Raw genomic sequence first — 25,858 nt, 5'->3', positions numbered from 1 at the left:
AAATAAAAACGTGAAAAAAATAGCAATCGCTGCCCTGTTTACTGCAATGAGCTTACAAGCTGTGCATGCTGCGGGTGATAAATTAACATTGTGTGTCTATGATCCGCTCGGTGCGCGTGGCGATGCCTTTGGATATGCCAAAGACTATGTTTTACAGATGCCGCGTTTTGGTTTGACCAACCCAATTGATCTAAAAGCCTATACCAACGAAGCTATTATTGCCGAAGACTTTAAAGCCGGTCAATGTGATGGCGCAATCATGAGCAACCTGCGTGCTCGTGAATTCAATAAATTTACCGGTAGTTTAGATGCGATTGGTGCAGTCCCAAGCAAACAGGACTTAAACATCGCTCTACAAGTCCTCTCCAGCAAACAGCTCGCACCCAAGATGTCACAAGGGGATTATGAAGTTGTGGGCATGATCCCTCTAGGCGCTGCCTATATCATGGTGAATGACCGTAAGATTAATACTTTGGCCAAAGCCGCAGGTAAAAAAATCGCGGTACTGGATTACGATAAGTCTCAAGCCAAATTGGTACAACGCGTGGGCGCACAGCCTGTGAGCGTCGATTTGACGACGATTTCTGGTAAGTTCAATAACCATCAGGTTGATATCATCGCGGGTCCATCCGTGATCTTTAAGCCCTTAGAACTGTGGAAAGGGATGACTGATTCTTCAGGCGCGGTCAAAGGTGCTGTGATCCGTTTCCCACTGATTCAAGTGACAGCGACCATGGTCGTACGTAAGAGTAAATTCACCAATGAAGAAGCCAATCAAAAAATCCGCGAATATGTGTTTTCACAGATTGGTACGGCCTACAAGTACATCGATAATGCTGAAAAAGAGATTGATGCCAAATATTGGATGGATGTTCCAGATGCCGATAAAATTGGCTATAGCAAACTCATGCGCGAATCACGTTTGGATTTGACCAAAGATGGTACCTATAATCCAGATATGATGAAATTGCTGAAAAAAGTACGTTGTAAAACAGCACCAACTAACTTTGAGTGTGCATTGAACGACGAGTAAGTCATTGTTTCTGTACAGTAGGGGCTTTATGCAACCTTAAGTCCTCATTGTATTGAACGGGAAAAACCCATGAATGGATACGTTCATGGGTTTTTTATTGGCTTTGCGGTATGGACGTTATTTCATGTTGATCAGAAACACCCCCTTGAAAAACGAGGTTACATCAGCATATTAATCCAGTGCCCCGTACGTGCTATGATATGCGTCTGTAAAAAGCGTTTATTCGACCAACTGGGCGATAGCGCGGCTTATATCTGTAATGAAGGAGATAACGATGAATGCACCTGCCATGATTTTGACCGACCGTGCAGCGACGAAAGTTCGCCAGTTACGTGAAGGTGAGGGAAGTGATGATCTGCTACTGCGGGTTTATGTCACGGGCGGCGGCTGTTCGGGATTCTCTTACGGATTCACGTTTGCAGAAGCGGCAAACGATGATGATGCTCGCGTTGAAAATGGTGATGTGGCCATGGTCATTGATTCACTCAGTTATCAATATTTAGTTGGTTCTGAAGTCGATTATTTGGAAGGTTTAGAAGGTTCGCGCTTTATCGTTAAAAACCCAAATGCAACGACAACTTGTGGCTGTGGTTCCTCTTTCTCATTATAAAAATGAGCGAGTTTGATCATTTAAAAACATTATCTGCTACATCTCAAATATCTGTGTTTTTGTTAGACAATTTAGAATAATAAATTTTGAGATGTAGTTGACAGCATTGAATAAACTGACATAAGCTTGATCTCGAAGGAACTAAAGCAAAACAGGAAGTTTTGCTAAATATATCGCCTAGTTTGGCATGCATTATTAATAAAATTTTATTCATTTCTTGAATATATTTAGTATTTAAACTCGCCAAGCCTTGCCTATATTTTCTGCTTCCTCTCATGCAGAACGCTTTCGCTTATCAAAAAAATGGATATTTATTCCAAGGAGCTAGGAAAATGGCAAAAGTTTTATTAGATGGATTGTCATCAATTGACGGGTTTGTTGCGGCAGTATTAGTTGATTCAACCAGTGGCTTAAGTTTATCGACACTTGGTGGCGGCCTGGATCTGGATTTGGCAGCTGCGGGGAATACCGAAGTTGTTCGTGCAAAGCGTAAAGTGGCTGAAGCATTGAAGCTCAATGATCGAATCGAAGATATTTTGATTACCCTGGGTAAGCAATATCACTTGATCCGTCCGTTGGAACGTAATGCGGATATTTTCATCTATTTGGTTTTGGATCGTGCGAAATCTAACCTTGCGATGGCACGTCATACCTTAAAGTCATTCGAAAAAGAACTCGATTTCTCTTAAGTTTAATGTAGTCAGTGTTTTAACGTATTGGCATTTGAAGTCAAGCAAAGAGAATAGGATGTTATCTTTGCTTGACGTTTTTCTTTATTAATGATGATAAAACTCAATTGAAAAGAGTATCGACATGGAACGGTCATTCAGGGCGTCAATTGTAGGATTGGGTTGCTCCGATGTAGTCTCTATACGCCAACATATTCACGATGTTTTGGCAGACGGCGGTGATGTAAGTTGGGTTCCCGCCAATCAAGAAAATTTAGACTTCCTGGTTATAAATTCTTGCTTTATCAGTTCATCAAGCATTCAAAGCTTGATTCGCAAAAATGCACTTCCCGTTTTGTTGGTCAATCACTCTCCCAAGAACGAAGAGATCGAACAGAACATCATTTCTTTACCCTTATTTGAAAACTCACGTCTTAAGAACTGGGTGCAAGAATTTGTCATTGATAAAAAAAGAGCGGCGATTTCACAAGCCGCGCCACAAAGTGTGGATCAAAACCCTGCTGTGATTGAAAGTACCAATTTGCTCAAAGGATTCGTATCCAAAGCTCAGGGTTTATATCACCTGTCTGATACGCGAGGCGCGATAGGCGTGGTGGATACGATCAGTGGTTTGATGTGGCTGGTTCCTGAGCGGAGTACATCTATTGATATGACAGGTTCTTTAAAGTCTGAAGTCGTCTCGCAAATTCCAAGACAGCATCGCTCTGTCGACCTGATGCAATGGCTTTGGGAGGTCATCTGGTCTGCATCCTCTTGTGCGACCTTAGTGCCTCTTGAACAGCTCATAGAAATCAAAATATGGCCGCAACCCTTCCGTAAAAGTGATCGCAAAGACATGTTGATCTTATCCGCTTCTTTAGCACAAGGGACATCAAGCGCACATCAACTGGCTCTGGATACCAAGATTCCCCTGTCGCGGGTACAGCATTTTGTCTCTGCGCTTGTGACTTCAGGGTTTGCTGAGCGCGTTGATCGTATGCCTGAAGTAACTCCTCAAGCACATCAAGTCGAAAGAGCCGTTGTTGCTGCAGAGCAAACCGTGATCCGGCGTTTGTTATCGGGTTTGAGAAACCGCTTGGGTCTTTAACAAGGCCAATCGTTGAAAATTGTAGGGGTGAATCTATGCAACGCTATAAGATAGTGTTTTGCGGGGGAATGGGGTCTGGGAAGTCTCAGGCAATCAGTAGTTTGTCAGAAATTCCTGTCTTTGCCACCGAAGCACTGAATACGGATGAAGAGGCGCATAGTAAGCTGCATACCACGGTCGGGATTGATTATGGAGAAATCACGATTGATGACGCTGTAAAAATCGGTCTTTACGGCACGCCTGGACAGAGTCGCTTTCAGTTCATGTGGCCAACCATCGCACAAGGTGCTTTAGGCATCGTGATTCTCATTGATCACAGTGCAGAAAATCCTTTGGCTGATCTAGATCTTTACTTAGAATCTTTTGTCGGAAAATCTGAACGCATTATTGTGATTGGCGTAACGCATGTGGATGTCAGCTCAAATCATTCGTTTGATATTTATCGTCGCTGGCTCATCGATAATAAAAAACGTTATCCCATTTTTAGCGTTGATGCTCGGCAAAAAGATGACGTATTGCTTCTCGTGGAGACCATCATTGCCTCTCTTGAAGTACAGGTCGAAGTGTAAAACACCATCGTAAATTGTTAAATCATTGTTAAGCAAGGAATCTTAAATGATCATGGTGAAAGAGGGGCAACACCGTCAACCCTCAACCCTATTTGTTAAAATTGCAGAACGTTGTATCGCCGAGCTATCTTCATCAGTATCGGGTATTAATAGTGTTTTACTGGCCACCAGTGATGGGTTTGAGATGGCACTGACCACCAATCAGGCAAATCTTGATGGTGGCAAAATCTCTGCGGTGAGTAGTTCGATATTATCGATGATTCAATCCTTCACCGCCGAGATCAAATTGGTCAATTGCCAGTCCCTGATTTTGGATGCGCAAAACGGTAAGGCCATTATTGCCAGTGTGCCGTGTAAACAGGTTCCGTTGGTACTCGTCGTATTGACGACAGAACAGGTACTACTTGGGCAGGCTTTGCATGGCATGCGCCATTGTATCCAACGCTTGGTGGACAGCGAGCAGAAGCTATTAGCGGGTTAATAACCCCGCTTTCTGGCTGCTTGTTTTACCAGCGGCCACCTAAGACACGATAGCCTGTAGCTCCAGTGACTGCAGGCAAATTCCCCGGTAATCCTTCTATACGCTGACGTGCCAGCCACGCAAAAGCGGTCGCTTCTACCCAAGTCGGTGCAAGCCCAAGTTCTTTGGTACTCTTCAGCGTCCACTCAGGTAACCATTCCGCCAAGGTTTGCCAAAGCGTATGGTTATAAGCACCGCCTCCGCATAGCCAGACTTCACCACCCCCTAAATTGGTTTGTTCTATGGCGTCAGCCACGGAGCGTGCAGTCAGTTTGAGCAGCGTCGCTTGGATATCCTGGGGAGGGGCGTTGTTCAGATCGTGATACTCAAAACTGCCATAGCTGTCTTCATGGAAATCAATCGCCATCACATCGGAAATCTGCTGTTGTAACCACTCCAGATTAAAATCCTCACGCCCAGTACTTTTAGGATGAGGCCGAGAGAAGTATTCATGACTGAGGAGTTGGGTTAAGAGGGGTTTATGTACGGTTCCCGCTGCCGCCCATAAGCCATCATGGTCATAGATTTGCCCTGTATGTTGAAAGCACCATGCATCCATCAGGACATTGGCTGGTCCTGTATCGAAGCCATACACTGCATCGGGCTGTCCTGCCGGGAGTACGCTGATATTGGCAATCCCACCTAGATTTAAGATGATGCGATTGATCGTTGGATGCTGAAACATCGCTTGATGGAAAGCAGGAACCAGCGGCGCACCTTGCCCTCCGGCAGCCATATCACGACGACGGAAATCAGCAATGACTGGAAGGCCAGTGATCTCGGCAATTAAGTTAGGATCGCCGATCTGTAGACTAAAACCTGATTCTGGGCGGTGACGAATGGTTTGACCGTGACTACCAATCGCGCGGATATCCGCTTTATTCAATTGATGATCGTGAATCAGTTGGTTGATCGATTCACCCACCAGCCGACCCAACGCAACGTCTGCAACACCCATACGCTCGATTTCATTGTCATCAGGGAAGGTCAGTGCGAGTAAGTCTTCCCGCAACTCTTCAGGGAAGGGGACTGTCTGTGAGGCATGTAGCGCTAAGGGGTCAAATGATACGGCGACAAAGTCGATTCCATCGAGACTCGTACCAGACATCACACCGATATACATTTCCTGCGCCATAATTTTGACCTAATCTTGCTCATTGTACGGATGATTGATGTTGCTAAGGTTAACCTATTACACGTAATTATCGCTAACTCCTCGATATTAAAAACGGCTAATATATTACGCAATATTACGGCAGCTATATTTGTAAGGTTATGACGAATTTTCTTCCTGCGGAACAACAACTGGCGCTGATTGAGCGCGGTACGAGTGAAATTATCCAACGTGATGAATTACTTAAAAAATTAAAAGAGAATCGCCCCCTGCGTGTGAAAGCGGGCTTTGATCCTACGGCACCTGATCTGCATTTGGGTCATACGGTATTGATCAACAAATTGCGTACCTTCCAAGAATTGGGCCATGAAGTTTTATTTCTGATTGGTGATTTTACCGGTATGATCGGTGATCCAACGGGCAAGAGTGCGACACGCCCGCCGCTAACGCGTGAGCAGGTGCTTGAGAATGCCAAGAGCTATCAAGAACAAGTATTTAAGATTCTCGATCCAGAGAAGACTAAAATTGTGTTCAACTCGACTTGGTTCGAGCAAAAAAGTGCAGCGGACCTGATTGCGCTGGCATCACAATATACCGTGACCCGGATGATGGAGCGTGATGACTTTAGCAAGCGCTTCAAAGCGCAACAGTCGATTGCTATCCATGAGTTTCTCTATCCATTGGTACAGGGTTATGACTCAGTTGCACTGAATGCAGATGTAGAATTGGGTGGTACTGACCAGAAGTTTAATTTATTGATGGGTCGTACTTTGCAAGCGCGATATGGTCAGGAAGCTCAGATCTGTATCACCTTGCCGATTCTGGAAGGGCTGGATGGTGTCCAGAAAATGTCGAAATCTCTGAATAACTATATCGGTGTCCATGATTCGGCGGGCAGTATGTATCAGAAGATTCTGTCCATGCCCGATAGTCTAATTCCGCGTTATTTTGAGCTACTCAGCTTTCGCCCGATGGACGAGATCAATGGCTGGTTGCTTGAGATGGAAAATGGTCTGAATCCTCAGGAGCTCAAAAAGCGTATTGCACTGGAGTTGGTTGAGCGCTTCCATGATACCGATGCCGCAGCAAATGCGCACAAGAGTGCAGGCAATCGCATTGTCGATGGCGAGATTCCAGAAGACCTGCCAGAAGTGACGCTAGCACTGGAAGGGCAAGACGCATTGTTTATTACCACTGTCTTGAGCCGTGCCCAACTCACCAAGAATGCTGCACAAGCCAAAGATGCATTGGCTCGGGGGTCGGTGAAAGTGGATGGCGTGGTGGTTGATGCATCCTTTAGTTTGGCTGCTGGCGCAAATGTGGTCATTCAAGCGGGCAAGAAAGCAATCGCTCGCGTTATCGTGAACTAAGCTGTAAAACGGTCTAGCCTCAAGGTGACCCTGATCACCTTGAGGCTAAGTCTAATATATTATTGACCAATCACGCCGCAGACCAAACGGGGGCCACCGCCGCCAAGCTTCTCTGGCTGGTCCGCGTAATTATCCCCGCCCAAATGAATCATCAGCGCATGCCCAGTCAAGTCAGAAATATGCTTAATTCTGGGTGCAAGTACAGGCAGCTTTGCTGTGCCATCGGCATTCACGGTTAGTGCAGGGAGATCCCCGAGGTGACCCGAGTCGCTATACGCGCCCAGATGTTTTTCCGTTTTTTGCGGATCAAAGTGTCCACCGGCTGCCATGCCTTTGTTATCACAGGATGGGTTCTGGTGCAGGTGGAAGCCATGAATGCCTGGCGGTAAACCCTTGAGATCAGGCGTGAGTACCACACCATATTTGCTTTCACTCAAGACCACGGTGCCGACAGCAGCGCCGACACCTTGATCGGCTGTGAAAAATAAAGGCACGGTCGTATCCGCACTTGCGAGTGTGGCGAGACCCAGACAAATCGTTGCAAGACCCAATGACAAAGTTTTCATGATTTAAATCCCTTGTAATACAACGCTCAATGAAGCAATGGATTCATCTATTTACAACGCATTTTTCTACAAATCCCTGCGATAGTCCTTTATACCGCGCTGGGTGATTAATGAACGTATCGCTCTCGTTTTAATTGGTAAGTCTGCTGCCCTGCCTCTGAATATGACTGCTCTTTATCTGACCTGTGCTGATCAATAAATTGCTATAATTCGCCCCAGCTTTCTCTTCTATCGTTGTATAAAGAATCGTATGTCACTCCCTGAAAATGCTGTAGAGCAATTCTCTGATTGCCTCACTGATAGTCTTATCCCAAGCGCTGATGGCTTTTCATTCATCAAATTGAGCCTGGCTAAATATCGTGGCAGTGAGGCTGGGCTGAATAAAATTTCTGTCCGTGTGCTTGAGGTAAAAGGGCAGCCGCAGCTTTCCTTTACCTATCACTATCAGACACGAGATGTGACCAAGAACTTCCGCATTGAAGACGGACTGGCACAGATTCAAACCTACTTGGATCAGAGCCAAGTCGATAGTTTTAAGAGTGCTTATTTAAGACTGCAAGGGCTCGAGACACAGTTACTGTTTAATAAGAAAAATGAGGCGACGATACAAACGACCGCGGCTGCGAACACAGCGGTAGTTTCACAAGCCCATGATCGTGAGAAGAATCGTTTTATTGATATCAAGCGCCCGTTTCTAACGGGGCTAGGTGTGACGGATGCGCAGCAGAAATTGATTCCCGCCATGTCGCGCAAGTGGAAGCAGATCAATAAGTTTATTGAAGTTTTCCAACATGCATTTGAGTCCTTAAAGCTGCCGACGAATCGTCCGGTGCATGTCGTGGATTTTGGGGCAGGGAAGGGCTATCTTACTTTTGCGATACATGATTTCCTCCGTGAAACTTTGGGCTATACCGCTCAGGTTACGGGTGTTGAACTCCGGGATGAACTGGTTAAGCTGTGCGGCAATGTCGTTAATCAATTGAGTATCCAAGGCTTAGATTTTTATCAAGGTGATGTCCGTAGTTATCATCCGGAAGCCGTAGATGTCATGATCGCGCTGCATGCCTGCGATGTCGCGACCGATTATGCCTTGCATACGGGTGTGCGCTTGGGTGCATCCATCATCATGTGCGCGCCGTGTTGCCATAAGCAAGTCCGGCCTCAGATTAAAAGTCCGCAAGTGTTGCGTCCGATGCTGCAACATGGTGTACATCTGGGGCAGGAAGCGGAGATGTTGACGGATGGTCTCCGTGCCTTGCTGTTGGAAGCCTGTGGCTATGAAACCAAAGTTTTTGAGTTTGTGGCACTCGAGCACACCAGCAAAAACAAAATGATTTTGGCGATTAAGCGTGAGAGTTTAGCCAAGAATACGGCTAAGAAAGCTGAAATTTTAAGTCAGATTGAATCGATCAAAGCCTTTTATGGCATTCGTGAGCAGTGTTTGGAAAGCTTACTGATGGCTGATGGTCTCTTATAAAACAGCGACGTTCCACGTGGAACATCGCTCAAGTCGCATCACTTCTGTTTCACAGGTTAAGCAAAGATGGTCGCGGTTTGTCGACTGATCGCGACTAAATTCCCTTGCTCATCCCAGATATGCGCTTCACTATGCGTATAGCCTGCCTTTGCCGAGTCAGTTTTGACTTGGTATAGCCACCAGCTTTCAGACGTTTTGTCTGAGGGAATATCCAAAAACTCCAAGGTCCAGCATAAGCTACTGGCTGGCGCCACCATTTTAAACATCGGTAGTACGGATGGTGGCCATGCATCAATTAAGGCAAAGAGATGCGATACCGTCATCTCTGAGAACTGATCTCTCCAGCGCATCCAACCCCCGAAGTCAGGGTGCGCTGCACCTGAGAAGGGCTGAGCACCATGAGTCCAGCGGATGTCTGTCTGTTGAAAGAACTCGGGCATCATGCCCGCGATATAAGGTAAGGCCCGAATCTCATCTGGTTGTTTACATGCTGGTGCCGAATGTGTGGGGAGGACATTGATCTCTGAGTCACGTGCACTGCCAAAACTGGCCAGCAGTACAGCCAGCACCTCACCGTTTTGAATCAAGCGGGCTTCGGCCTGAGTCACCGATTTGCCACTGCGAAAAATTTCAGTTTTAAACTCAATTTCTCCGACTGCAACAGCACCAATGAAGGAGACTGTGGCGGAGCGGAGCACACGGTTTTGTCCATCAGCACCGAGCGTTGCGATCAGACGACTACAGAGTAAGCCTGCGACCAAACCACCATAAGTAGCTCGACCTTGCCCCCAGCCAGGTGGGATGATCATCTGGTTCTGAGTTTGGGCTTGGGTTAACAGTTGATGGATCGACATGAGCATTCTCTTTTATTCATAAAAAGCGATGCTTTGAGCCTACATGAAATAGGATCATGTGTCGGTGCATTTATGAGACCGACTAGTCATATATTTTGTGAGTTTTGACTTGATGCTGGGTTACTTTCTGCAAAAGATCTATTCATGCAAGACCTTATAGACCACGCGAGCTAAGCTCGCTCCAAATCCAGCCACACCCGCCAGTTCATTTTCCGATGCCCGTAGCACGCCTTGGATACCACCGAAGTGAGTCAACAAATCACGGCGGCGTTTGGGCCCCAGACCGGGAATGACCTCGAGTACCGAGCCCCCCCGTTTCTTATCGCGTTTGGCACGATGCTTGGTGATGGCAAAGCGATGCGCCTCATCACGAATCTGTTGGATGAGATGGAGTGCTTTATCATCGGGTTCTAACTGAAAGAAAGTGCCGTCAACACGGTGTAGGGTCTCAAGTCCGGGTTTGCGTCCTTCCCCTTTAGACACCCCGATCATGAGAGGGTGTAGATCCAACTTCTCCATCACCGCTTTAGCAACATTGAGTTGACCTTTACCGCCATCAATCAACATCAGGTCGGGGATGGGTTGCTTCTTATAGCGGCGTTCAAGCACTTGCGCCATTGCCGCATAATCATCCCCGCCAGTAATATCAGTGATCGCATATTGGCGATAGTCACGCTTACGGGCACCGCCCTGATCAAATACCACGCAAGAGGCGATCGGGGATTCTCCCATGGTATGGCTGATGTCGAAACATTCAATACGATCAATCGGTTGTCCGAGTGCATCCTGCAATACGCGGAAGCGTTCTTTGAGCTGAATATGATTGGCGAGTTTGGCTTTTAGGGCACCATCAGCATTCATGTTTGCGATCTCAAGCCACTCTGCGCGATTCTCTCGTACACGGGATTTGATGGTGACTTTTTGTTTGAATTCGAGTTGTAGGGCTTCCTCAAGCGCGGCTTTATCTGGCAGTTCCACGTTGACGATCAGCTCACTTGGCAGCTCATCGGCGAACTGGAAGTAGAACGACGCGAGAAACTCGGATAGTAACTCCCCGATGTTGTCGTTCATATCGAGGTCTGGGAAAAAGCTTTTTCCACCCAAGACGCGTCCACCACGTACATTCATGACTTGCACACAGACCACACCGGCTTGCTGAGCAATTGCCAAGATATCGGCTTCTCCTTTCACGGTATAGACCGATTGATGGGCTTGGACCTCGCGCAGGACACCGAGCTGATCACGGTAAAGCGCCGCTTGCTCGAAGTCGAGCTCTTCAGCCGCATGCTCCATCTGGCTGATGAGCTTTTGATTTAGGTCGCTCATATTGCCTTTCATAAAGTCGATGGTATTGGCGACATCCACGGCATAGTCTTCAGGAGAGACCAGACCGACACATGGTGCACGACAGCGTTTAATCTGATATTCCAGACAGGGCCGTTTGCGCTGTGCAAAGAACGCGTTCTCACAGGAGCGCACCATAAACATCTTTTGCATGACCACCAAGACTTCCCGTGCAGCAGCAGCACTGGGATAGGGGCCAAAGAATTTGCCTTCCTGATGATTACGTTTGCCGCGCCCCGCAGCAAGTCGTGGATAGGGCTGGTCTGCGGAAATAAAAATATACAGATACGACTTATCATCCCGCAACATGATGTTATACGGCGGTTTATTTTCTTTAATCAGGTTTTGTTCAAGCAGCAATGCTTCGGTTTCACTACGTGTGATCAGGGTTTCAATATTACGGATGCGTGCGACCAAAGCCCGCGTTTTCGGGTGTTCTACGGTTTTGGCAAAATAGGTCGTGACCCGGTTTTTAAGGTTTTTCGCTTTACCAACATAGAGCAGCTCGCCTTCAACTCCCAGCATTTTATAAACACCGGGCAGGTTGGGCAGGGTGGCTAAGATGGCTCGGATATGGTCGGCGTAAAGTTCATTCATAGATCTGATATCGAATCGTGCAATTTTATTTTGGGTAAAGACAATCATCTCATCATACTTGAGTCGAGCGTCTCAAGCATAGTTTCAAGTGGATGTTGTTATCCATGGGTTTATTTGCGCTAAACTCAAGTGCAAAGGGGGTGTCTCATTTGAGCTATTCACTTCTCATAGATTTAGCCGCATCATGTGGCGTTTTGAATTAACCTCGTTGTCATTGAGTTGTATCCTTGGATACATATAATCATTTAGAAATAAATAATTGAGAGTCCCTATGTCTGGAAAGTTGTCTCCGCAGTCGGGTATTTTGCCTCCGATTCCTGGCTATGCCCGCTTCTTAATTTTGAATATTGAGCAGTTGGGGCTTGATCCGTTAAAAGCACAGCTCACCAAATTTGAAGAGACGCGCAATCGGCTTTTGACTCAATATCCTCATTCACGTTTATCCACGTCAATTGGTTTTGGGGTGGAGCTGTGGCAGCGGTTGGGCTTAGGCATGCCGAGCGGATTCCATGCCTTACAACCGCTGATTGGCAAAGGCACTTCCGATAAGTTCACCATGCCTGCTACAGGCGGTGATCTACTGTTCCATATCCATAGTGATCGCGCGGATCTGTGCTTTATCTTGGCACAAGTGTTTATGCAGGGGATTAGCAATCAGGTTCAGGTCTTGGATGAGCGCAGTGCGTTTAGTTATCTGGATCATCGTGATCTCACTGGATTTATAGACGGCACCGAGAATCCGCAAGGTTATGACGACCGGGCAGAAGCCACTTTGCTGGGAGAGGATCACGGCAAATATGCTGGCGGGAGCTTTGCCTTCAGTCAGCGCTTCGTGCATGACCTTGCCACGTGGAACCGCCTGAAAGTCGATGCACAAGAGCATGTATTTGGTCGTTCCAAGCTTGAAAGCATTGAGCAACCCGAAGGTATCAAACGCACCAATTCACATATTGGTCGAGTGGTCATCGAAGATGCACAAGGGGAAGAGCTGGAGATCGTGCGACATAGCATGCCATACGGTGATGCGAGTGGCGACCAAGGCTTATTCTTTCAGGCCTATACCAAAGATCTCACCGTGATTGATCGGATGCTGTCGCGGATGTACGGCATTGAAGATGGTATTGGGGATCGGATGCTGAATTTCGTGACACCGGTCAGCGGTGCCTACTTCTTTGTGCCATCCCAAAATCTGTTGGATGATTTGATCGACGCGTAATTTTTCGCTTAACTAAAAAAGCCGTATAGGATAACCGTATACGGCTTTTTTTTGAGTTACTTTTAAACGTTAGAAGTAACTCAATAGGGTGGTATCCATTAAGCAGCGACTTTAAGTGCTTTGAGTTTAGTCAGCTTCTTGGTATCTACCGCTTCAATCCATTCCGTGATCCAAGCAGCAACAGTTTGTGGCTCATTAAGCAGCGCACTCCAATGCCCAGCATCTAAATCGCGGCGATAGAGGTCTTTCACCCAATGTGTCAGGTCTTCAAACAAGAATGAATTGACGTAATTATCTCTTTTCAGCACGATGAGCTGAACAGGGCAATGGGCAAACATTTCTTGAGGCGATGTCAATTTGTTGATGAAGTTCGCACGATAAAGTCGTACACCATACACCCCATCATCGGTTTGAGTGGGGTTAGGATGAGCCTCAACCACGCCTTCACGTTTTTCCAGATACTTGGTCCAGAGTTTACCCAGACCATTTTTCCACACCAACTCTGGCAGAATCGGTAGTTGGAACATGCCGATATACCATGAGCTGGCAAGCTGTCTGAAGGCATTATGCTTGGGATCAATGGATGGCTTGAGTAAGCGGCGACGCATCCAGTGTGCAGCATGATCCAGAGAGGGACCAGACAGCGTGGTGTAGGAAGCGATGCGGCCTTTGAGTAAATCTGTAGTGACGGATTGCCAGCTTTGGATCGAGCCCCAATCATGACCCACCAGATGGAAGCGACGATCTGGAATAATGCTATCTACGACCGCTGCAAGATCTTGACTCAGCAGTTCTAAACGGTAATCAGAAATTTTCTTCGGTACATCCGACTTGCCAGCACCGCGGACATCATAAGCAATCACATAGAACTTAGGCGCCAGTTGCTCAATCAAGGGTAACCAAACCACATGGGAGTCAGGATAGCCATGAACCAGTACGATCGGCGTATTCTTCGGGTCACCCCAAGTTGCAACATGTAGCCTGACATCATTGACGCTGATCACCAGTTGACTGGTGCCTGATGGGGCGTCTGTATATGGAGTAGGATTTAATACCATGGTAGGGCTATGCCTCGAAAACAGTGGGTTTGAGTCGCATGAATTCTATCGCAAATTTCTGTCATAAAATCATTAGCAATAAAACGTTATTCAGTTTAGTCTATATCTGCGGCACCTGTTTTATACCAATATAATATAAATCTCAAGGTTGAAGATTATGAAAAAACTAATAGTAGCGGCGGTATTGGTCGCATGTTCATCCGCAGCGATGGCAGACAATGATATCGGTTGCGGACTAGGGACTCAAGTCTGGGCGGGTCAAAAGGGCATAGGTCCTAAAGTGCTTGGTGCAACCACCAATGGCACATTCGGTAACCAAACCTTCGGTATTACTTTCGGTACGCTAGGCTGCCGTCAAAACGGTGTCGTCACTGCTTCAGCACGTCTGGGTGAGTTCATGGGGAATAACCAAGAAAGCCTAGCGCGTGATATGTCTGTGGGTCAGGGTGAAAGCCTGAATGTGCTGGCCAATCTGATCGGCATCAAAGAGCAAGACAAAACCGTATTCTTCAACGCCACCAAAACCAACTTTGCAACCATCTACGCAGCAAACAATCAAACGACTGGTCAAGTGCTTGCCGCATTACAGACTGTAATGGCGCAAGATGCGACACTATCCGCGTATAAAATCGCTTAATTGAACACCCTGCTGTAAGCAAAAAGGGCTCCGTGACATACGGGGCTCTTTTGTCATTAATTTTATAAAATTAATATTTATTTTCAATTGCTTATTGGGTTGTTGGTGTACATGGATGTACGAGCTTAAATCACGTATGATACGCATAAAGACTTTGCCCCTTGGCTTGAAAATGTCATTTAATCGATGGATGGGATTATTAACCCTGTCGATGATGTTGCCAGCCTTTGCCGAGATGGATCCCGCTCACACATCACTATCGAGTCAAATGAGCCCCTTAAGTGCTCAGGCTTCAAACACAGAAATTTTGTCCGATGCACTTGCCCGCGCTGATCGCCTACATTTAGCAGATTCCCCCTATTGGCATCGTCTGATGGTTTATCAGAAAAAAGGGGCAGGATTTGAAAGTGCGGTAACCAAGTCGAGTTTCTTTCTAGCGTCTAACGGGAGCCATGATCCTAAAGCAGAACTGGATGCCACGTTAAAGGGTCTTTTCAATGCCAGCACCAGTAAGCCGGATGATGCAACTGCATGTTTATTCCCCGTACGCCGCGATTGGCTGGTTGAGCAACTTGGACTTAAAGATAGCGATTTACCCATCACCCCGTGCCCAGCATTGACCCAGTGGTTGCAGGGGATTCAGCCGCAACATGCGACGCTGGTCTTTAGCTCGGACTATATGAATAATCCGTCATCGATGTTTGGTCATACGCTATTGCGGCTTGATCCCGATGCCAATGAGCAAACCCGATTGCTGGCGTATGCGATTAACTATTCGGCACAAACGGATAATGCCAGTAGTGCCAGTTTTGCGATTAAAGGGCTTACGGGACGTTATCCTGGCTCCTATGACATCATGCCGTATTATGAAAAAGTCAAAGAATACAATGATTTTGAAAGTCGTGATTTGTGGGAATACAGCCTTAATCTGACGCCATCAGAAACCCAGCGCATCACCAAACGGGTATGGGAACTGCGTTTTGTCTCTTTTCCTTATTATTTTTTGCATTCCAATTGTTCTTATCAGTTATTGGGCTTAATGGATGTGGCCAGACCGTCGCTATCCTTACAGGATCAATTCCCCGTCTATGCGATTCCGACCGATACACTGCGTGCGAGTCTGATCAAAGCGGGTTTGCTTGAAAAAGTGGCCTATCGTCCTGCCTTCGCCAGTCGCTTAAACGCCCAAGCTGATCATGCGAAGCCGCCCGTGATCAAGGCTGCAAAGACTTTGGTTGAAAAGCCCAACGCCCAGTTAGAGGGACTCTCTATAAAACAGCAAGCCCAAGCCAGCGAAATGGCCAGCGATTATGTCTATCATCAGTTTGTGGGTCACCATATCGATAAAGATGTTGCTCAGCCCAAGCTGCGTGCGCTCCTGATCCGTCGCAGTCAATACGATGTGCCTGATACTCGCGTTGCTGTTCCTGCGCGGCTTATTGATCCTGCCCAAGGTCATTTGACGAGTCGGATCCTGTTGGGTGGTGGGGAGGCACAGGGGCATGGTTTTGCTGATCTGGAGTGGCGACCAGCTTATCATGATCTTTTAGATCCGGCAGGTGGCTATCGGAATGGTGCGGGCATCAATTTTTTACAGACGCGTCTACGTGTGCAGCAGGATCAGCTATCGATACAGCAATTAACACTTCTTTCGATCGATTCACTAAGCCCAAAAACGGACTTCTTTGATCCGCTGTCATGGAATTTAGCATTGGGTATTCGCCAAGTCTCGCAAGATCAAAACGCTTTTAGTCGAGATAAAACTCATGCCGTGAGTTATGTGCAGGGTGGTGAGGGACAGGCATGGCAACTGGGTTCTGCATTGTGTTATGGATTAGCCAGTGCAGCACTAGAAGCGGGAAAATTTTTAGATCATGGCTGGCGTGTTGGTGTGGGTCCCAGTTTGGGTTGCTTGTGGAATATGCCTGCTTTTAGTCTACAGATCCAGAGTACACAGTTGTTTTGGCAGGATCAGCATGCTTGGGAGAACCAGTCGAAAGTTGGCGCGCAAATTCCCTTGCATCTTGGGTCGAACGATCAACGGCAGGCCTTGCGCGTCAGTTGGCAACAAAATCGTCAGTCCAGCCAGCAGAGCCATGAGTTCAGCTTGTCTTGGCTGCGCTATTTTTAAAAATGTTTGGCAGGCAAACTAAATAGTCTTGACCACTTAGTTTGTCTGGATTCCTTATATTGTGCATGTTTATTGCATTGTATAGTCCCACAAATTTTAATTATTGAATTCAAACTTATGTCGACAGAGCGTACTTTTTTTGGACACCCGCGGGCACTAGCGCCGCTGTTCATGGCAGAACTGTGGGAACGTTTTTCATACTATGGCATACGACCGCTACTGGTCCTGTTTCTCACCGCAACCGTGATGCAAGGGGGCTATGGCTTTGATCGTCCGACCGCCGCAGCGATCGTTGGCATATTCACGGGTAGTGTTTATCTGGCAACTTTACCCGGAGGGTGGCTGGCTGATAATGTCTTTGGTCAAGCGCGATCAATGTGGTGGGGCAGTATTCTGATTGCCTGTGGTCACTTAAGTATTGCGCTCGCACATCTGTTTGGGAGTACGGCTTTTTTTGTAGGTTTAGGCCTGATTGTCATGGGTTCAGGCTTATTCAAAACCTGTGCCTCGGTCATGGTTGGTCGACTTTATGAAGATACCGATCAACGCCGTGATGCCGGCTATTCGATCTTCTATATGGGCATTAATTTAGGCAGCATGGTTGCACCGCTTATCACGGGACTCTTGGCACAAGAGTACGGATGGTCTTGGGGATTTGGTGCGGGTGGGCTTGGGATGTTGATCTCATTGATCATCTACCGAGTTTATGCCAAAGCAACTTTTGATCGTCTGACCAATGACCTGCCACCGATCTCACGCCAAAAAATGACTGTGATTGTGTTGGGTCTAGCGGCATCAATCCTCGCGATTATTATCTTGATAGCAACCTTCCCACCATTAGTGATTGCCAGTTCAATGACCTATGTCCTCGCAACAATCGTGGTGCTGTATATCAGTTGGTTGTTTATCTTTGGCGGTTTAAGTGGAAATGAAAAGAAACGCATCGTGCTCTGTTTAATCCTGTTTGTTGCTGCCGCAGTATTCTGGTCTGCTAACGAGCAGCAACCGACTGCATTGAACTTATTTGCACAGGACTTTACCGATCGTCAGGTCGGTGGATTTCTGATTCCGACGGTATGGTTCCAATCAATCAATCCGGTGACGATTGTGATCTTTGCACCGATCGTGGGATTGCTCTGGCAGCGCTGGCCTGTGCATGGGCTGTCATCCAGTATCGGCAAATTTATCATCGGTTTTCTGATGTGTGCTACTGCATTTGGTGTGATGTATTTGGCTGCCAATTTGGTACTCGGTGGACAGCATCAAGTTTCACCGCTGTGGCTACTGGGTGCGTATTTACTGTTTTCTATTGCAGAACTCTTCGTCAGCCCCGTTGGTCTTGCTGCAATGACCTTGATTGCACCAAAGCATTTGCAAGGGCAAATGATGGGGCTGTGGTTTACCGCAGCGGCGTTGGGCAATCTGATCGCTGGATTAGTGGGCGGTCATGTTGACCCTAAGAATGTCGCACAAATGCCTGATTTATTTGGTCACACAGCGATAGCTCTGCTGATCGTTGCGGTGCTACTGGCCATTCTTGTGCCATTGATGAAGCGTTGGGTGAATGAGAAAATCGTTTAATTCATCATGCGCCTTATAAAAAAGCCCCGAACTAATCGGGGCTTTTTTATATCGACAAGAATCAGTGTGAGAAGAAACCCGCAAGGAAAATCCAATACAACAAGCCACCCAGTATGAGCCACTTTAGGATGTAATAGATTTGGCGATTCTTTTTCTTCAGGTTCTTGGCGACCATGCGTACTTGATAGATATAGTGGAAAGCTTTATTGATGCCGCCGGTACGATCAGCTTCATCATTGGGTGAGCTGGCTGCGGTCATGACATTGCGCGCGAACCAATGGTTAAAGGCCTGTGCCCAACGAGCGGTCATTGGACGCTCAATATCACACAACAGGATGATGCGATTTTCATCGGTACCATTTTCCGCATAGTGAATGTAGGTCTCATCGAACATCACGCCCTGACCATCGCGCCAGCTATATCGCTCTCCGTCTACATCAATAAAGCAGCGGTCATCATTGGGGGTAACGAGTCCTAAGTGGTAGCGCAGTGAGCCCGCATAGGGATCTCGGTGACGTACCAGACGACTTCCGGGCGGTAGCTCGGTGAACATCGCCGCTTTAACGGAGTCAAGTCCACGCACCAGCTCGGTGGTCTTGGGGCATAGATCCATCGCTGAAGGATGACCATTCTCATACCATTTCAGATAAAAACGCTTCCAACCAGTTTTAAAGAAGGAGTTAAAGCCAACATCGTTGTATGAGCTTGAGGCTTTAATCCCGCCTTTTTCAGCCAACTGTATCGCTTCACCGCGAATCACTTCCCAATTCTCTTCCAGCACTTTCAAGTCTTTGAAGTATTCACTGGATAGGTAGGGTGTGGTGGGGACTTTGGAAAACCAGTACATGATCACATTGACGGGTGCCATGAGGGTGGAATGGTCAAAGAATTGACGGAAAAAGGCATGTTTCACTTTACCTCGGCGCTGGATATAGATCGCCGAGAAGAGGAATATCGCCAGAATGATCCACTTCATATAAATACTTTTTTGGGAAAAATTAGTCGTTATTTTATCAAGGCTTGCAGGCTCGTGCGACAACTAATCGACCACGAGCAACATTTAACCAAGTGCATTCTATGAATAGGCTGTTAAAACAATTATTTACGTTAATTGTTAATTTATGGTTCGGTTAAAAAAACACCTTATTCCAGAGGGTTGACGCGTCCCATGTGATAACGAACCCGTTCAGGGAGTCGTTTACTCACAACCGCGATGACGTTATTGAGCATGCCTGGCGTGCAGACGGCTTGTCCAGCATTGACCGCGCGCCAGCCAGCACTGACGACAAACGGTGCATCACTCCAGAACGCGGCAGGGATTTTACTGGCCTTATCCGCAACATCCATCACCTCATGGAATTCGGTGTGGGTAAAGCCGGGGCAAAGGGCGGTGACGCGGATCCCGTCACGGCGCACATCCATATCCAGAGACTGTGAGAAGGCGAGCACATATTGCTTGATGGCCGAATACATGGTGCCGCGACCGGGCGGGGCAAAGGCAGCAAGGGAGGAGACATTAATGATGCGTCCCCACTGTTTTTCGGTCATATTGGGTAGTACGGCATGGCAGAGTTCAGTGACGGCATTGATCATCACGTGCAATTGCGCTTGAACCACTTGCGGTGTCTGTTGACTAAAGCTCTCTTTCGGAGAGTAGCCCGCATTATTAATGAGGATATCAATCGACAGTTCACGGGTCGCGATTTCATCCATCAGGTAGGCTGTTGCACCCGCATCAGCCAAATCACAACTGATGGCTTCCATGCGCTGTGGGTATTTCTGCTGTAATTCACTGATTAACGCTTCTAGACGATCCAAACGGCGCGCGACCAACACAAGTTGATGACCCTCCGCAGCCAGTAAACGTGCGTATTCTGCGCCAAGACCGCTGGATGCACCCGTTATGAGTGCGGTGTGTTGAGCCGTCGTAACCATGTCTAAAATTATCCTTTATGGGGTTGCGTTGTTAAATATTATGGTTCATTGAGTGCATTAAACACGACGAGATGCGGTGAGTCTTGAAAATCAGCTTGCTGATCAGATCAGTGCTCATGGTTATAGGCTTTGCCCATGTTGTCCATATGATCCGCACAATGATTCAAAAAAGTTGCAATACGACGCAGCTCAAGAGGACTTGCCACTTAAGTTGATCTCAGCGAGCTCTAAAAAGTTTAAGTGATCAATATTAAGGTTTTCATTGCTATAGCCGTGAAATTTCATTTTTTTGTTTAACGATCCATTTTTAAGGATACAAAGTTATCCGTATTGAGCGTTTATTTATCATTTTTCATTAGCAAAATAATTTGTGACCTTTGCGTCACAGCATATATACACGCAAAAGCATCACTCGGCCACCGTCTTGGCGTACACTCTACACAGTTTTTTTCTGCCTGCCCTGATCTTGCCCATGAAAACAGCACGGGAGCGATTTGTCAGCGCAGAGTTAACCCCTTTTTTGTAGTCAATTTTTTGCTGTTCCACTTCCTACATCAGGAGCTTTAGGCATGATTTACTCTGGTAATGCCATTTCCGTCCAGACTTTAAGCGACGGAATCGCAGAATTCAAATTCGACTTACAAGGTGAGTCGGTCAATAAATTGAACCGTGCCACTGTGCAAGAACTTAAAGAAGCCACCGCAGCGGTCAAGGCCGATGCAAGTGTAAAAGGCCTGATCGTGACCTCTGGTAAATCAACGTTTATCGTTGGTGCCGATATCACTGAGTTTGGCGACAACTTTGCCCAAGGCGAAGCTGGTATCGAAGAGTGGCTGGGTGTATTGAATAACGTATTCAATGGCTTTGAAGATCTGGATATTCCTAAAGTTGCGGCAATCAATGGCATCGCTTTCGGCGGTGGGTTTGAAGTGTGCTTGGGCTGTGAATATCGTGTTGCTTCAACCGCGGCTAAAGTCGGTTTGCCAGAAGTCAAACTGGGTCTGTTCCCAGGATTCGGTGGCACTGTACGCTTGCCACGCGTGATCGGTATTGACAACGCGCTGGAGTGGATTGCGACTGGTGCAGAGAAGCGTCCAGACGTGGCATTGAAAGAAGGTGCTATTGATGCGGTTGTTGCACCTGAAAAATTGAATGAAGCTGCAATTGATCTGGTCAAGCAAGCATTGGCTGGCAAATTGAACTGGAAAGCGCGTCGTCAAGAGAAATTAGTCCCTGTAAAACTGAGCCCAATCGAACAAATGATGGCGTTCAGCAGTGCAAAAGGCGTGATCTTGGCAAAAGCGGGTACAAACTATCCAGCACCCAAACTTGCGATTGAAAACCTTGAACAAAACGTCAATCTGAATCGTGATGAAGCGGTGAAGATCGAATCTAAAGGCTTCGCAAAAGCTGCGGTTACGCCACAAGCAACTGCTTTGATCGGCGTGTTCTCTGCGGATCAAGTGGTTAAAAAGATGGCGAAGAAGTGGGAAAAACTCTCTCACCCAATCAAACAAGCGGCTGTACTGGGTGCGGGCATCATGGGTGGCGGTATCGCTTACCAAGCTGCAAGCAAAGGTACACCGATCGTCATGAAAGATATTCGTGATGAAGCGCTGGCGCTGGGTATGGGCGAAGCAACCAAACTGCTTGCAAATCAAGTGGAAAAAGGTCGTTTGACGCCTGTGAAAATGGGTGAGACCCTGTCACGTATCCGTCCAACGCTGAACTACGGTGACTTCAAAGAAGTTGATATCGTGATCGAAGCGGTTGTTGAACTTGAAAAAGTGAAAGCCGCAGTTCTGTCTGAAGTCGAAACACTGGTGCATGACAACACGATTCTGGCTTCAAACACATCAACGATTTCAATCACGTCTTTGGCAAAAAACCTTAAACGTCCTGAAAACTTCGTGGGTATGCACTTCTTCAACCCAGTACACATGATGCCGTTGGTTGAAGTCATCCGCGGTGAGAAATCATCTGATCAAGCGATTGCGACCACTGTTGCCTTGGCACAAAAAATGGGCAAAGTCCCTGTCGTTGTGAATGACTGCCCAGGTTTCTTGGTTAACCGTGTATTGTTCCCTTACTTCGGTGCGTTTGATCTGCTCGTGAAAGACGGTGCTGATTTCCAACAAATCGACAAAGTCATGGAAAAATTCGGCTGGCCAATGGGTCCTGCTTACCTGATCGACGTGGTCGGTATCGACACCGGCGTTCATGGTGCAGACGTGATGGCTGCTGGCTTCCCAGATCGCATGAAGCCTGACTATAAAGGCTCAATCCAAGTCATGTACGAAAACAAACGTCTGGGTCAAAAAAATGACAAAGGCTTCTATGTTTACGTTGCTGACAAGAAAGGCAAAAAAGCCAAGAAAGTGGATCCAACGACTTACGAGTTGCTGGCATCCGTTGTGACTGGCGAGAAACGTGAATTTGATGCACAAGAGATCATCGATCGCATGATGGTTGCGCTGTGTAACGAAATTGTTCGTTGCTTGGAAGACAAAATCGTTGAAACCCCAGCAGAAGCCGATATGGCGCTGATCATGGGTATCGGTTTCCCTCCATTCCGCGGTGGTGCAGCACGTTATATCGATCAAACCGGTGTTGCAGCCTACGTTGCACTCTGTGACAAATATGCTCACTTAGGCAAAGCCTATGAAGCCCCACAATTGCTGCGCGACATGGCAGCAGCTAATAAATCATTCTACGGTTAAGGAGCGAAGACAATGGCAACTTTAAATCCACGTGATGTGGTAATTGTTGATGGTGTGCGCTCTGCAATGGGTCGTAGCCGTAACGGGATGTTCCGTAACGTTCGTGCGGACAGCTTGTCTGCTGAATTAGTACGTGCATTATTGATCCGTAATCCAGGCTTTGATCCAAGTGAAGTTGAAGACCTGATCTGGGGCTGTGTCAATCAAACCCTAGAACAAGGCATGAACATTGCGCGAAATATCGTTTTGCTGGCTGATTTACCAAAGGTTGTAGCGGGTCAAACCGTTAACCGTCTATGTGGTTCATCCATGCAATCCATCCATACTGCGGCAGCTCAAATTGCAACGAACCAAGGCGATATTTTCATCGTCGGTGGTGTAGAGCACATGGGTCACGTCGGTATGATGCATGGTATTGATCTGAATCCAGAAGCCTCTAAGCACTATGCAAAAGCATCGAACATGATGGGTTTAACCGCGGAAATGCTCGGTCGTATGAACGGGATTACCCGTGAAATGCAAGATGAGTTCGGTGTTGAGTCACATCGCCGTGCATGGGCGGCAACACAAGCGGGTCGTTTCAAAAACGAAATCGTGGGTGTGGAAGGTCATGACGAAAACGGTTTCCGTGTCTTGTGTGAAATCGACGAAGTGATTCGTCCAGATGCAAACCTTGAAGCATTCAAAGGCTTGCGCCCTGCGTTCGATCCACGCGGTTCAGTCACTGCAGCGACCTCTTCAGCACTGTCTGATGGTGCTTCTGCAATGTTGCTCATGAGTGCTGCAAAAGCGCAATCATTGGGTCTGAAGCCTCGTGCAGTGATCCGCTCTATGGCAGTTGCAGGTTGTGATGCGGCGATCATGGGTTACGGTCCTGTACCAGCCACTCAAAAAGCCCTGAAACGTGCGGGCTTGTCCATCAGCGACATCCAAACCGTTGAGCTGAACGAAGCGTTTGCTGCACAAGGCCTGTCGGTATTGAAAGCGCTTGATTTGCTCGACAAGCAAGACAAAGTTAACTTGAACGGTGGTGCAATTGCACTGGGTCACCCACTGGGCTGTTCAGGTGCACGTATCACCACGACATTGCTGAACGTCATGGAACAACAAGATACTCAAATCGGTCTTGCGACCATGTGTATCGGCTTGGGCCAAGGTATTGCAACCATCATCGAACGTGTTTAATTAAACGCGTTATGGATGAAAAAATCCTCGCTAAGTAGCGGGGATTTTTTATGAGTCGATCACGAAAACTCAAGTTAGTTAATATAATCTTGTGAGTTCTATCATCAAAAGTGATATAAGAATCAGAATATTTAAAGTAATTCGCAAGAAGGCTTTGGTGATGGCTGTTAAGAAATTATTGCTTGTGGTCTCGTTTCCAGTATTAGTCGGAATAGGGATATTCATTTATGAGAACCCAGAATATTGGCATATTGCAGGCGTAGCTATCGCGACAATATTTTGGAGATTATTTCGGTATCTTCAACACGATAGCATTCGCCCTAGTGATTTTAGTGTCCATAAAAGTAGTATTGAGGACAGTGTATTAACCAGTTCGTCATCTCAATCAAATCAGCAATCTTCAACGCATAATAAATAATTACGAGGGTCTATTTAAAATGGCCCTCGGCTATAAATCCCCTCAAGACCTTGATTGAGCTCATCAATACGCTGTGCATAGGCACTGCGTAAACAACTCAGATTGGTTTTACATTGATGGCGGTCTTTGAGCCATTCGACTTGTCTGTCTTGCATGGCACCGCGACTGCCCATTGCCATGAGATGCCCAGATACTTCAAAAAGCGTCGTCATTTTGACATCTTGCTTCTGTAATTCGACACTGCGGCAGATGGCGTGCTCATCGGGCAAACGGGCTCTGCTGCAATTGATGCTATCAGCATAGGTTGCGGAGCTACCACAGATTGCGCATAGGCTGATGAATAACAGACGAGTTGGCGTCAACATGGGTTTACCTCAGCAGTGAAGGAAATAGATGCTTTGAGTGTATCGAGACTCAGTTGGCGATACTGATTTATTTCGGCAAAGAATGATCAGCATTTTGTTAATTCAATAGTATGTATGCGCTCGTTTTACTATACTCAAGCGACTTTTTAGGCTGACCATGACTGATGATGATGACCCGCAGTAGATCTTATTTTGTATATGCATTCATGATGATGCTATACATCCCTGCGGGACATGCTGCGGTAGATACGGAAGCCTTAGGCAATACCATCGATGTGCTCAGTGCCATTGTGAATGTAGCCACCGCAGGTCAGAAGCCTGGAGATGCAGGTATAAGCCCGAGCGAGGAACAACGCGCCATGATTATCAATGAAATCGCTAAAGGTGCCGGTAATTCTAGCAATACAATAAAACAGACCATTATCGATACCCAGTCCTCTTTGCAAAGCATTTTAGAGTCTGCATCGTGTTCGCGTGAGAATACTGAATCTGTGATTGCTGCCAATCAATTCATCACCAGTGATGAAGGTACGAAAACATCGAATTTTCCGATCAATACGCAGAAAAATGTATGTGCCAATGTCGTTCGTATCGATCAATGGAAAATGCCGCAGCCGGATGTTCTTGAGTTTGCCGCGTTGTTTAGACTAGAACATACACAACAGGCTAAATCGTGGCGATTTAGTCTGAAACGCATGGAAAGTGGGGCATGGTCATTACAATCTCGGACATTGGATATCAACAAAAATTAAGATTGGCGACCATAAAAAAAGCATCGTTTA

Annotated in this window: 23 protein-coding genes; 15 read left to right on the top strand and 8 right to left on the bottom strand. The window is 46.9% G+C overall.

Annotation, left to right across the window (positions count from 1 at the left end; translation table 11 throughout):
• Nucleotides 1-46 precede the first annotated feature (46 nt).
• From HYN46_RS16530 to HYN46_RS16505, 6 genes are all read left to right on the top strand, one after another.
• Nucleotides 47-1,033, top strand: a complete 987-nt coding sequence (locus tag HYN46_RS16530; protein WP_210009660.1) for a putative solute-binding protein — start codon at nucleotides 47-49, stop codon at nucleotides 1,031-1,033.
• Nucleotides 1,034-1,307: 274 nt separating this feature from the next.
• Nucleotides 1,308-1,643, top strand: coding sequence for an iron-sulfur cluster insertion protein ErpA (gene erpA, locus HYN46_RS16525; protein WP_114900407.1), 336 nt, complete (start codon nucleotides 1,308-1,310; stop codon nucleotides 1,641-1,643).
• 332 nt (nucleotides 1,644-1,975) lie between these two features.
• Complete coding sequence (locus HYN46_RS16520) at nucleotides 1,976-2,332, top strand: roadblock/LC7 domain-containing protein (RefSeq protein WP_114900406.1); 357 nt, start codon at nucleotides 1,976-1,978, stop codon at nucleotides 2,330-2,332.
• Between the two features lie 124 nt (nucleotides 2,333-2,456).
• Nucleotides 2,457-3,419, top strand: coding sequence for a hypothetical protein (locus tag HYN46_RS16515; RefSeq protein ID WP_114900405.1), 963 nt, complete (start codon nucleotides 2,457-2,459; stop codon nucleotides 3,417-3,419).
• Nucleotides 3,420-3,454: 35 nt separating this feature from the next.
• The gene (locus HYN46_RS16510) at nucleotides 3,455-3,988 is read left to right on the top strand and encodes a GTP-binding protein (protein WP_114900404.1); all 534 of its coding nucleotides are present in this window, start codon (nucleotides 3,455-3,457) and stop codon (nucleotides 3,986-3,988) included.
• 46 nt (nucleotides 3,989-4,034) lie between these two features.
• Nucleotides 4,035-4,469 carry a roadblock/LC7 domain-containing protein gene (locus tag HYN46_RS16505; protein ID WP_114900403.1) on the top strand — a complete coding sequence of 145 codons (435 nt, stop codon included), beginning with the start codon at nucleotides 4,035-4,037 and terminating at the stop codon, nucleotides 4,467-4,469.
• 25 nt (nucleotides 4,470-4,494) lie between these two features.
• Here HYN46_RS16505 and HYN46_RS16500 read toward each other — a convergent pair whose 3' ends face one another.
• A complete protein-coding gene (locus HYN46_RS16500) occupies nucleotides 4,495-5,643 on the bottom strand; it encodes an anhydro-N-acetylmuramic acid kinase (RefSeq protein ID WP_228254840.1) in 1,149 nt (382 codons plus the stop codon).
• A 140-nt stretch (nucleotides 5,644-5,783) separates the two neighbouring features.
• Here HYN46_RS16500 and tyrS point away from each other — a divergent pair, with 140 nt between their 5' ends.
• Entirely contained in the window at nucleotides 5,784-6,992 is a 1,209-nt protein-coding gene (gene tyrS / locus HYN46_RS16495; RefSeq protein WP_114900401.1) for a tyrosine--tRNA ligase, read from the top strand.
• A 59-nt stretch (nucleotides 6,993-7,051) separates the two neighbouring features.
• On the opposite strand, the gene sodC is transcribed toward tyrS, so the two are convergent.
• Entirely contained in the window at nucleotides 7,052-7,558 is a 507-nt protein-coding gene (sodC, locus tag HYN46_RS16490) for a superoxide dismutase family protein (protein WP_114900400.1), read from the bottom strand.
• 250 nt (nucleotides 7,559-7,808) lie between these two features.
• On the opposite strand from sodC, the gene HYN46_RS16485 reads away from it, so the two are divergent.
• On the top strand, nucleotides 7,809-9,035 hold the full coding sequence (locus tag HYN46_RS16485) for a class I SAM-dependent methyltransferase (RefSeq protein WP_114900399.1): 1,227 nt from the start codon (nucleotides 7,809-7,811) through the stop codon (nucleotides 9,033-9,035).
• 56 nt (nucleotides 9,036-9,091) lie between these two features.
• Here HYN46_RS16485 and HYN46_RS16480 read toward each other — a convergent pair whose 3' ends face one another.
• Entirely contained in the window at nucleotides 9,092-9,889 is a 798-nt protein-coding gene (locus HYN46_RS16480) for a thioesterase family protein (protein ID WP_162818274.1), read from the bottom strand.
• Nucleotides 9,890-10,027: 138 nt separating this feature from the next.
• Nucleotides 10,028-11,830 (bottom strand): excinuclease ABC subunit UvrC, encoded by a 1,803-nt coding sequence (uvrC, locus tag HYN46_RS16475; RefSeq protein WP_114900826.1) that lies wholly within the window; start codon nucleotides 11,828-11,830, stop codon nucleotides 10,028-10,030.
• A 283-nt stretch (nucleotides 11,831-12,113) separates the two neighbouring features.
• Between uvrC and HYN46_RS16470 the strand changes: the two genes are divergently transcribed.
• Nucleotides 12,114-13,046, top strand: coding sequence for a Dyp-type peroxidase (locus HYN46_RS16470; protein ID WP_114900825.1), 933 nt, complete (start codon nucleotides 12,114-12,116; stop codon nucleotides 13,044-13,046).
• Nucleotides 13,047-13,144: 98 nt separating this feature from the next.
• Here HYN46_RS16470 and HYN46_RS16465 read toward each other — a convergent pair whose 3' ends face one another.
• A complete protein-coding gene (locus HYN46_RS16465; RefSeq protein ID WP_114900397.1) occupies nucleotides 13,145-14,104 on the bottom strand; it encodes an alpha/beta fold hydrolase in 960 nt (319 codons plus the stop codon).
• Between the two features lie 154 nt (nucleotides 14,105-14,258).
• On the opposite strand from HYN46_RS16465, the gene HYN46_RS16460 reads away from it, so the two are divergent.
• The 3 genes from HYN46_RS16460 (at nucleotide 14,259) to HYN46_RS16450 (ending at nucleotide 18,453) form a co-directional block, all read left to right on the top strand.
• Nucleotides 14,259-14,741: a DUF3015 family protein gene (locus HYN46_RS16460; protein WP_114900824.1), complete on the top strand. Its 483-nt coding sequence runs from the start codon at nucleotides 14,259-14,261 to the stop codon at nucleotides 14,739-14,741.
• A gap of 172 nt (nucleotides 14,742-14,913) precedes the next feature.
• On the top strand, nucleotides 14,914-16,872 hold the full coding sequence (locus HYN46_RS16455) for an Lnb N-terminal periplasmic domain-containing protein (RefSeq protein WP_162818273.1): 1,959 nt from the start codon (nucleotides 14,914-14,916) through the stop codon (nucleotides 16,870-16,872).
• Nucleotides 16,873-16,974: 102 nt separating this feature from the next.
• Nucleotides 16,975-18,453: a peptide MFS transporter gene (locus HYN46_RS16450; RefSeq protein WP_407640808.1), complete on the top strand. Its 1,479-nt coding sequence runs from the start codon at nucleotides 16,975-16,977 to the stop codon at nucleotides 18,451-18,453.
• Between the two features lie 61 nt (nucleotides 18,454-18,514).
• Here the strand turns inward: HYN46_RS16450 and lpxO are convergent, their stop codons facing one another.
• Both lpxO and HYN46_RS16440 read right to left on the bottom strand, forming a co-directional pair.
• Nucleotides 18,515-19,429 (bottom strand): lipid A hydroxylase LpxO, encoded by a 915-nt coding sequence (gene lpxO / locus HYN46_RS16445; RefSeq protein ID WP_114900394.1) that lies wholly within the window; start codon nucleotides 19,427-19,429, stop codon nucleotides 18,515-18,517.
• Nucleotides 19,430-19,596: 167 nt separating this feature from the next.
• The gene (locus tag HYN46_RS16440) at nucleotides 19,597-20,388 is read right to left on the bottom strand and encodes an SDR family NAD(P)-dependent oxidoreductase (protein ID WP_114900393.1); all 792 of its coding nucleotides are present in this window, start codon (nucleotides 20,386-20,388) and stop codon (nucleotides 19,597-19,599) included.
• 569 nt (nucleotides 20,389-20,957) lie between these two features.
• On the opposite strand from HYN46_RS16440, the gene fadB reads away from it, so the two are divergent.
• Together fadB and fadA are read left to right on the top strand one after the other, a co-directional pair.
• Nucleotides 20,958-23,108, top strand: a complete 2,151-nt coding sequence (gene fadB / locus HYN46_RS16435) for a fatty acid oxidation complex subunit alpha FadB (RefSeq protein WP_114900392.1) — start codon at nucleotides 20,958-20,960, stop codon at nucleotides 23,106-23,108.
• Between the two features lie 12 nt (nucleotides 23,109-23,120).
• Nucleotides 23,121-24,293: an acetyl-CoA C-acyltransferase FadA gene (fadA, locus tag HYN46_RS16430; RefSeq protein ID WP_114900391.1), complete on the top strand. Its 1,173-nt coding sequence runs from the start codon at nucleotides 23,121-23,123 to the stop codon at nucleotides 24,291-24,293.
• A gap of 432 nt (nucleotides 24,294-24,725) precedes the next feature.
• On the opposite strand, the gene HYN46_RS16425 is transcribed toward fadA, so the two are convergent.
• On the bottom strand, nucleotides 24,726-25,076 hold the full coding sequence (locus tag HYN46_RS16425; protein ID WP_114900390.1) for a lysozyme inhibitor LprI family protein: 351 nt from the start codon (nucleotides 25,074-25,076) through the stop codon (nucleotides 24,726-24,728).
• Nucleotides 25,077-25,282: 206 nt separating this feature from the next.
• On the opposite strand from HYN46_RS16425, the gene HYN46_RS16420 reads away from it, so the two are divergent.
• Nucleotides 25,283-25,828: a hypothetical protein gene (locus HYN46_RS16420; RefSeq protein WP_162818272.1), complete on the top strand. Its 546-nt coding sequence runs from the start codon at nucleotides 25,283-25,285 to the stop codon at nucleotides 25,826-25,828.
• Nucleotides 25,829-25,858 lie beyond the last annotated feature (30 nt).

The organism is Aquirhabdus parva (assembly GCF_003351745.1).
GTDB lineage: Bacteria > Pseudomonadota > Gammaproteobacteria > Pseudomonadales > Moraxellaceae > Aquirhabdus > Aquirhabdus parva.
Note: the sequence above shows the minus strand (reverse complement) of the source record. Positions and strands in the feature narration are given on the sequence as shown.

Coding starts and splice junctions, on each gene's coding strand:
- HYN46_RS16530 (WP_210009660.1), top strand. CDS start 47: ATGAGCTTACAAGCTGTGCATGCTGCGGGTGATAAATTAACATTGTGT.
- erpA (WP_114900407.1), top strand. CDS start 1,308: ATGAATGCACCTGCCATGATTTTGACCGACCGTGCAGCGACGAAAGTT.
- HYN46_RS16520 (WP_114900406.1), top strand. CDS start 1,976: ATGGCAAAAGTTTTATTAGATGGATTGTCATCAATTGACGGGTTTGTT.
- HYN46_RS16515 (WP_114900405.1), top strand. CDS start 2,457: ATGGAACGGTCATTCAGGGCGTCAATTGTAGGATTGGGTTGCTCCGAT.
- HYN46_RS16510 (WP_114900404.1), top strand. CDS start 3,455: ATGCAACGCTATAAGATAGTGTTTTGCGGGGGAATGGGGTCTGGGAAG.
- HYN46_RS16505 (WP_114900403.1), top strand. CDS start 4,035: ATGATCATGGTGAAAGAGGGGCAACACCGTCAACCCTCAACCCTATTT.
- HYN46_RS16500 (WP_228254840.1), bottom strand. CDS start 5,643: ATGGCGCAGGAAATGTATATCGGTGTGATGTCTGGTACGAGTCTCGAT.
- tyrS (WP_114900401.1), top strand. CDS start 5,784: ATGACGAATTTTCTTCCTGCGGAACAACAACTGGCGCTGATTGAGCGC.
- sodC (WP_114900400.1), bottom strand. CDS start 7,558: ATGAAAACTTTGTCATTGGGTCTTGCAACGATTTGTCTGGGTCTCGCC.
- HYN46_RS16485 (WP_114900399.1), top strand. CDS start 7,809: ATGTCACTCCCTGAAAATGCTGTAGAGCAATTCTCTGATTGCCTCACT.
- HYN46_RS16480 (WP_162818274.1), bottom strand. CDS start 9,889: ATGTCGATCCATCAACTGTTAACCCAAGCCCAAACTCAGAACCAGATG.
- uvrC (WP_114900826.1), bottom strand. CDS start 11,830: ATGAATGAACTTTACGCCGACCATATCCGAGCCATCTTAGCCACCCTG.
- HYN46_RS16465 (WP_114900397.1), bottom strand. CDS start 14,104: ATGGTATTAAATCCTACTCCATATACAGACGCCCCATCAGGCACCAGT.
- HYN46_RS16455 (WP_162818273.1), top strand. CDS start 14,914: ATGTCATTTAATCGATGGATGGGATTATTAACCCTGTCGATGATGTTG.
- lpxO (WP_114900394.1), bottom strand. CDS start 19,429: ATGAAGTGGATCATTCTGGCGATATTCCTCTTCTCGGCGATCTATATC.
- HYN46_RS16440 (WP_114900393.1), bottom strand. CDS start 20,388: ATGGTTACGACGGCTCAACACACCGCACTCATAACGGGTGCATCCAGC.
- fadB (WP_114900392.1), top strand. CDS start 20,958: ATGATTTACTCTGGTAATGCCATTTCCGTCCAGACTTTAAGCGACGGA.
- fadA (WP_114900391.1), top strand. CDS start 23,121: ATGGCAACTTTAAATCCACGTGATGTGGTAATTGTTGATGGTGTGCGC.
- HYN46_RS16425 (WP_114900390.1), bottom strand. CDS start 25,076: ATGTTGACGCCAACTCGTCTGTTATTCATCAGCCTATGCGCAATCTGT.
- HYN46_RS16420 (WP_162818272.1), top strand. CDS start 25,283: ATGATGATGCTATACATCCCTGCGGGACATGCTGCGGTAGATACGGAA.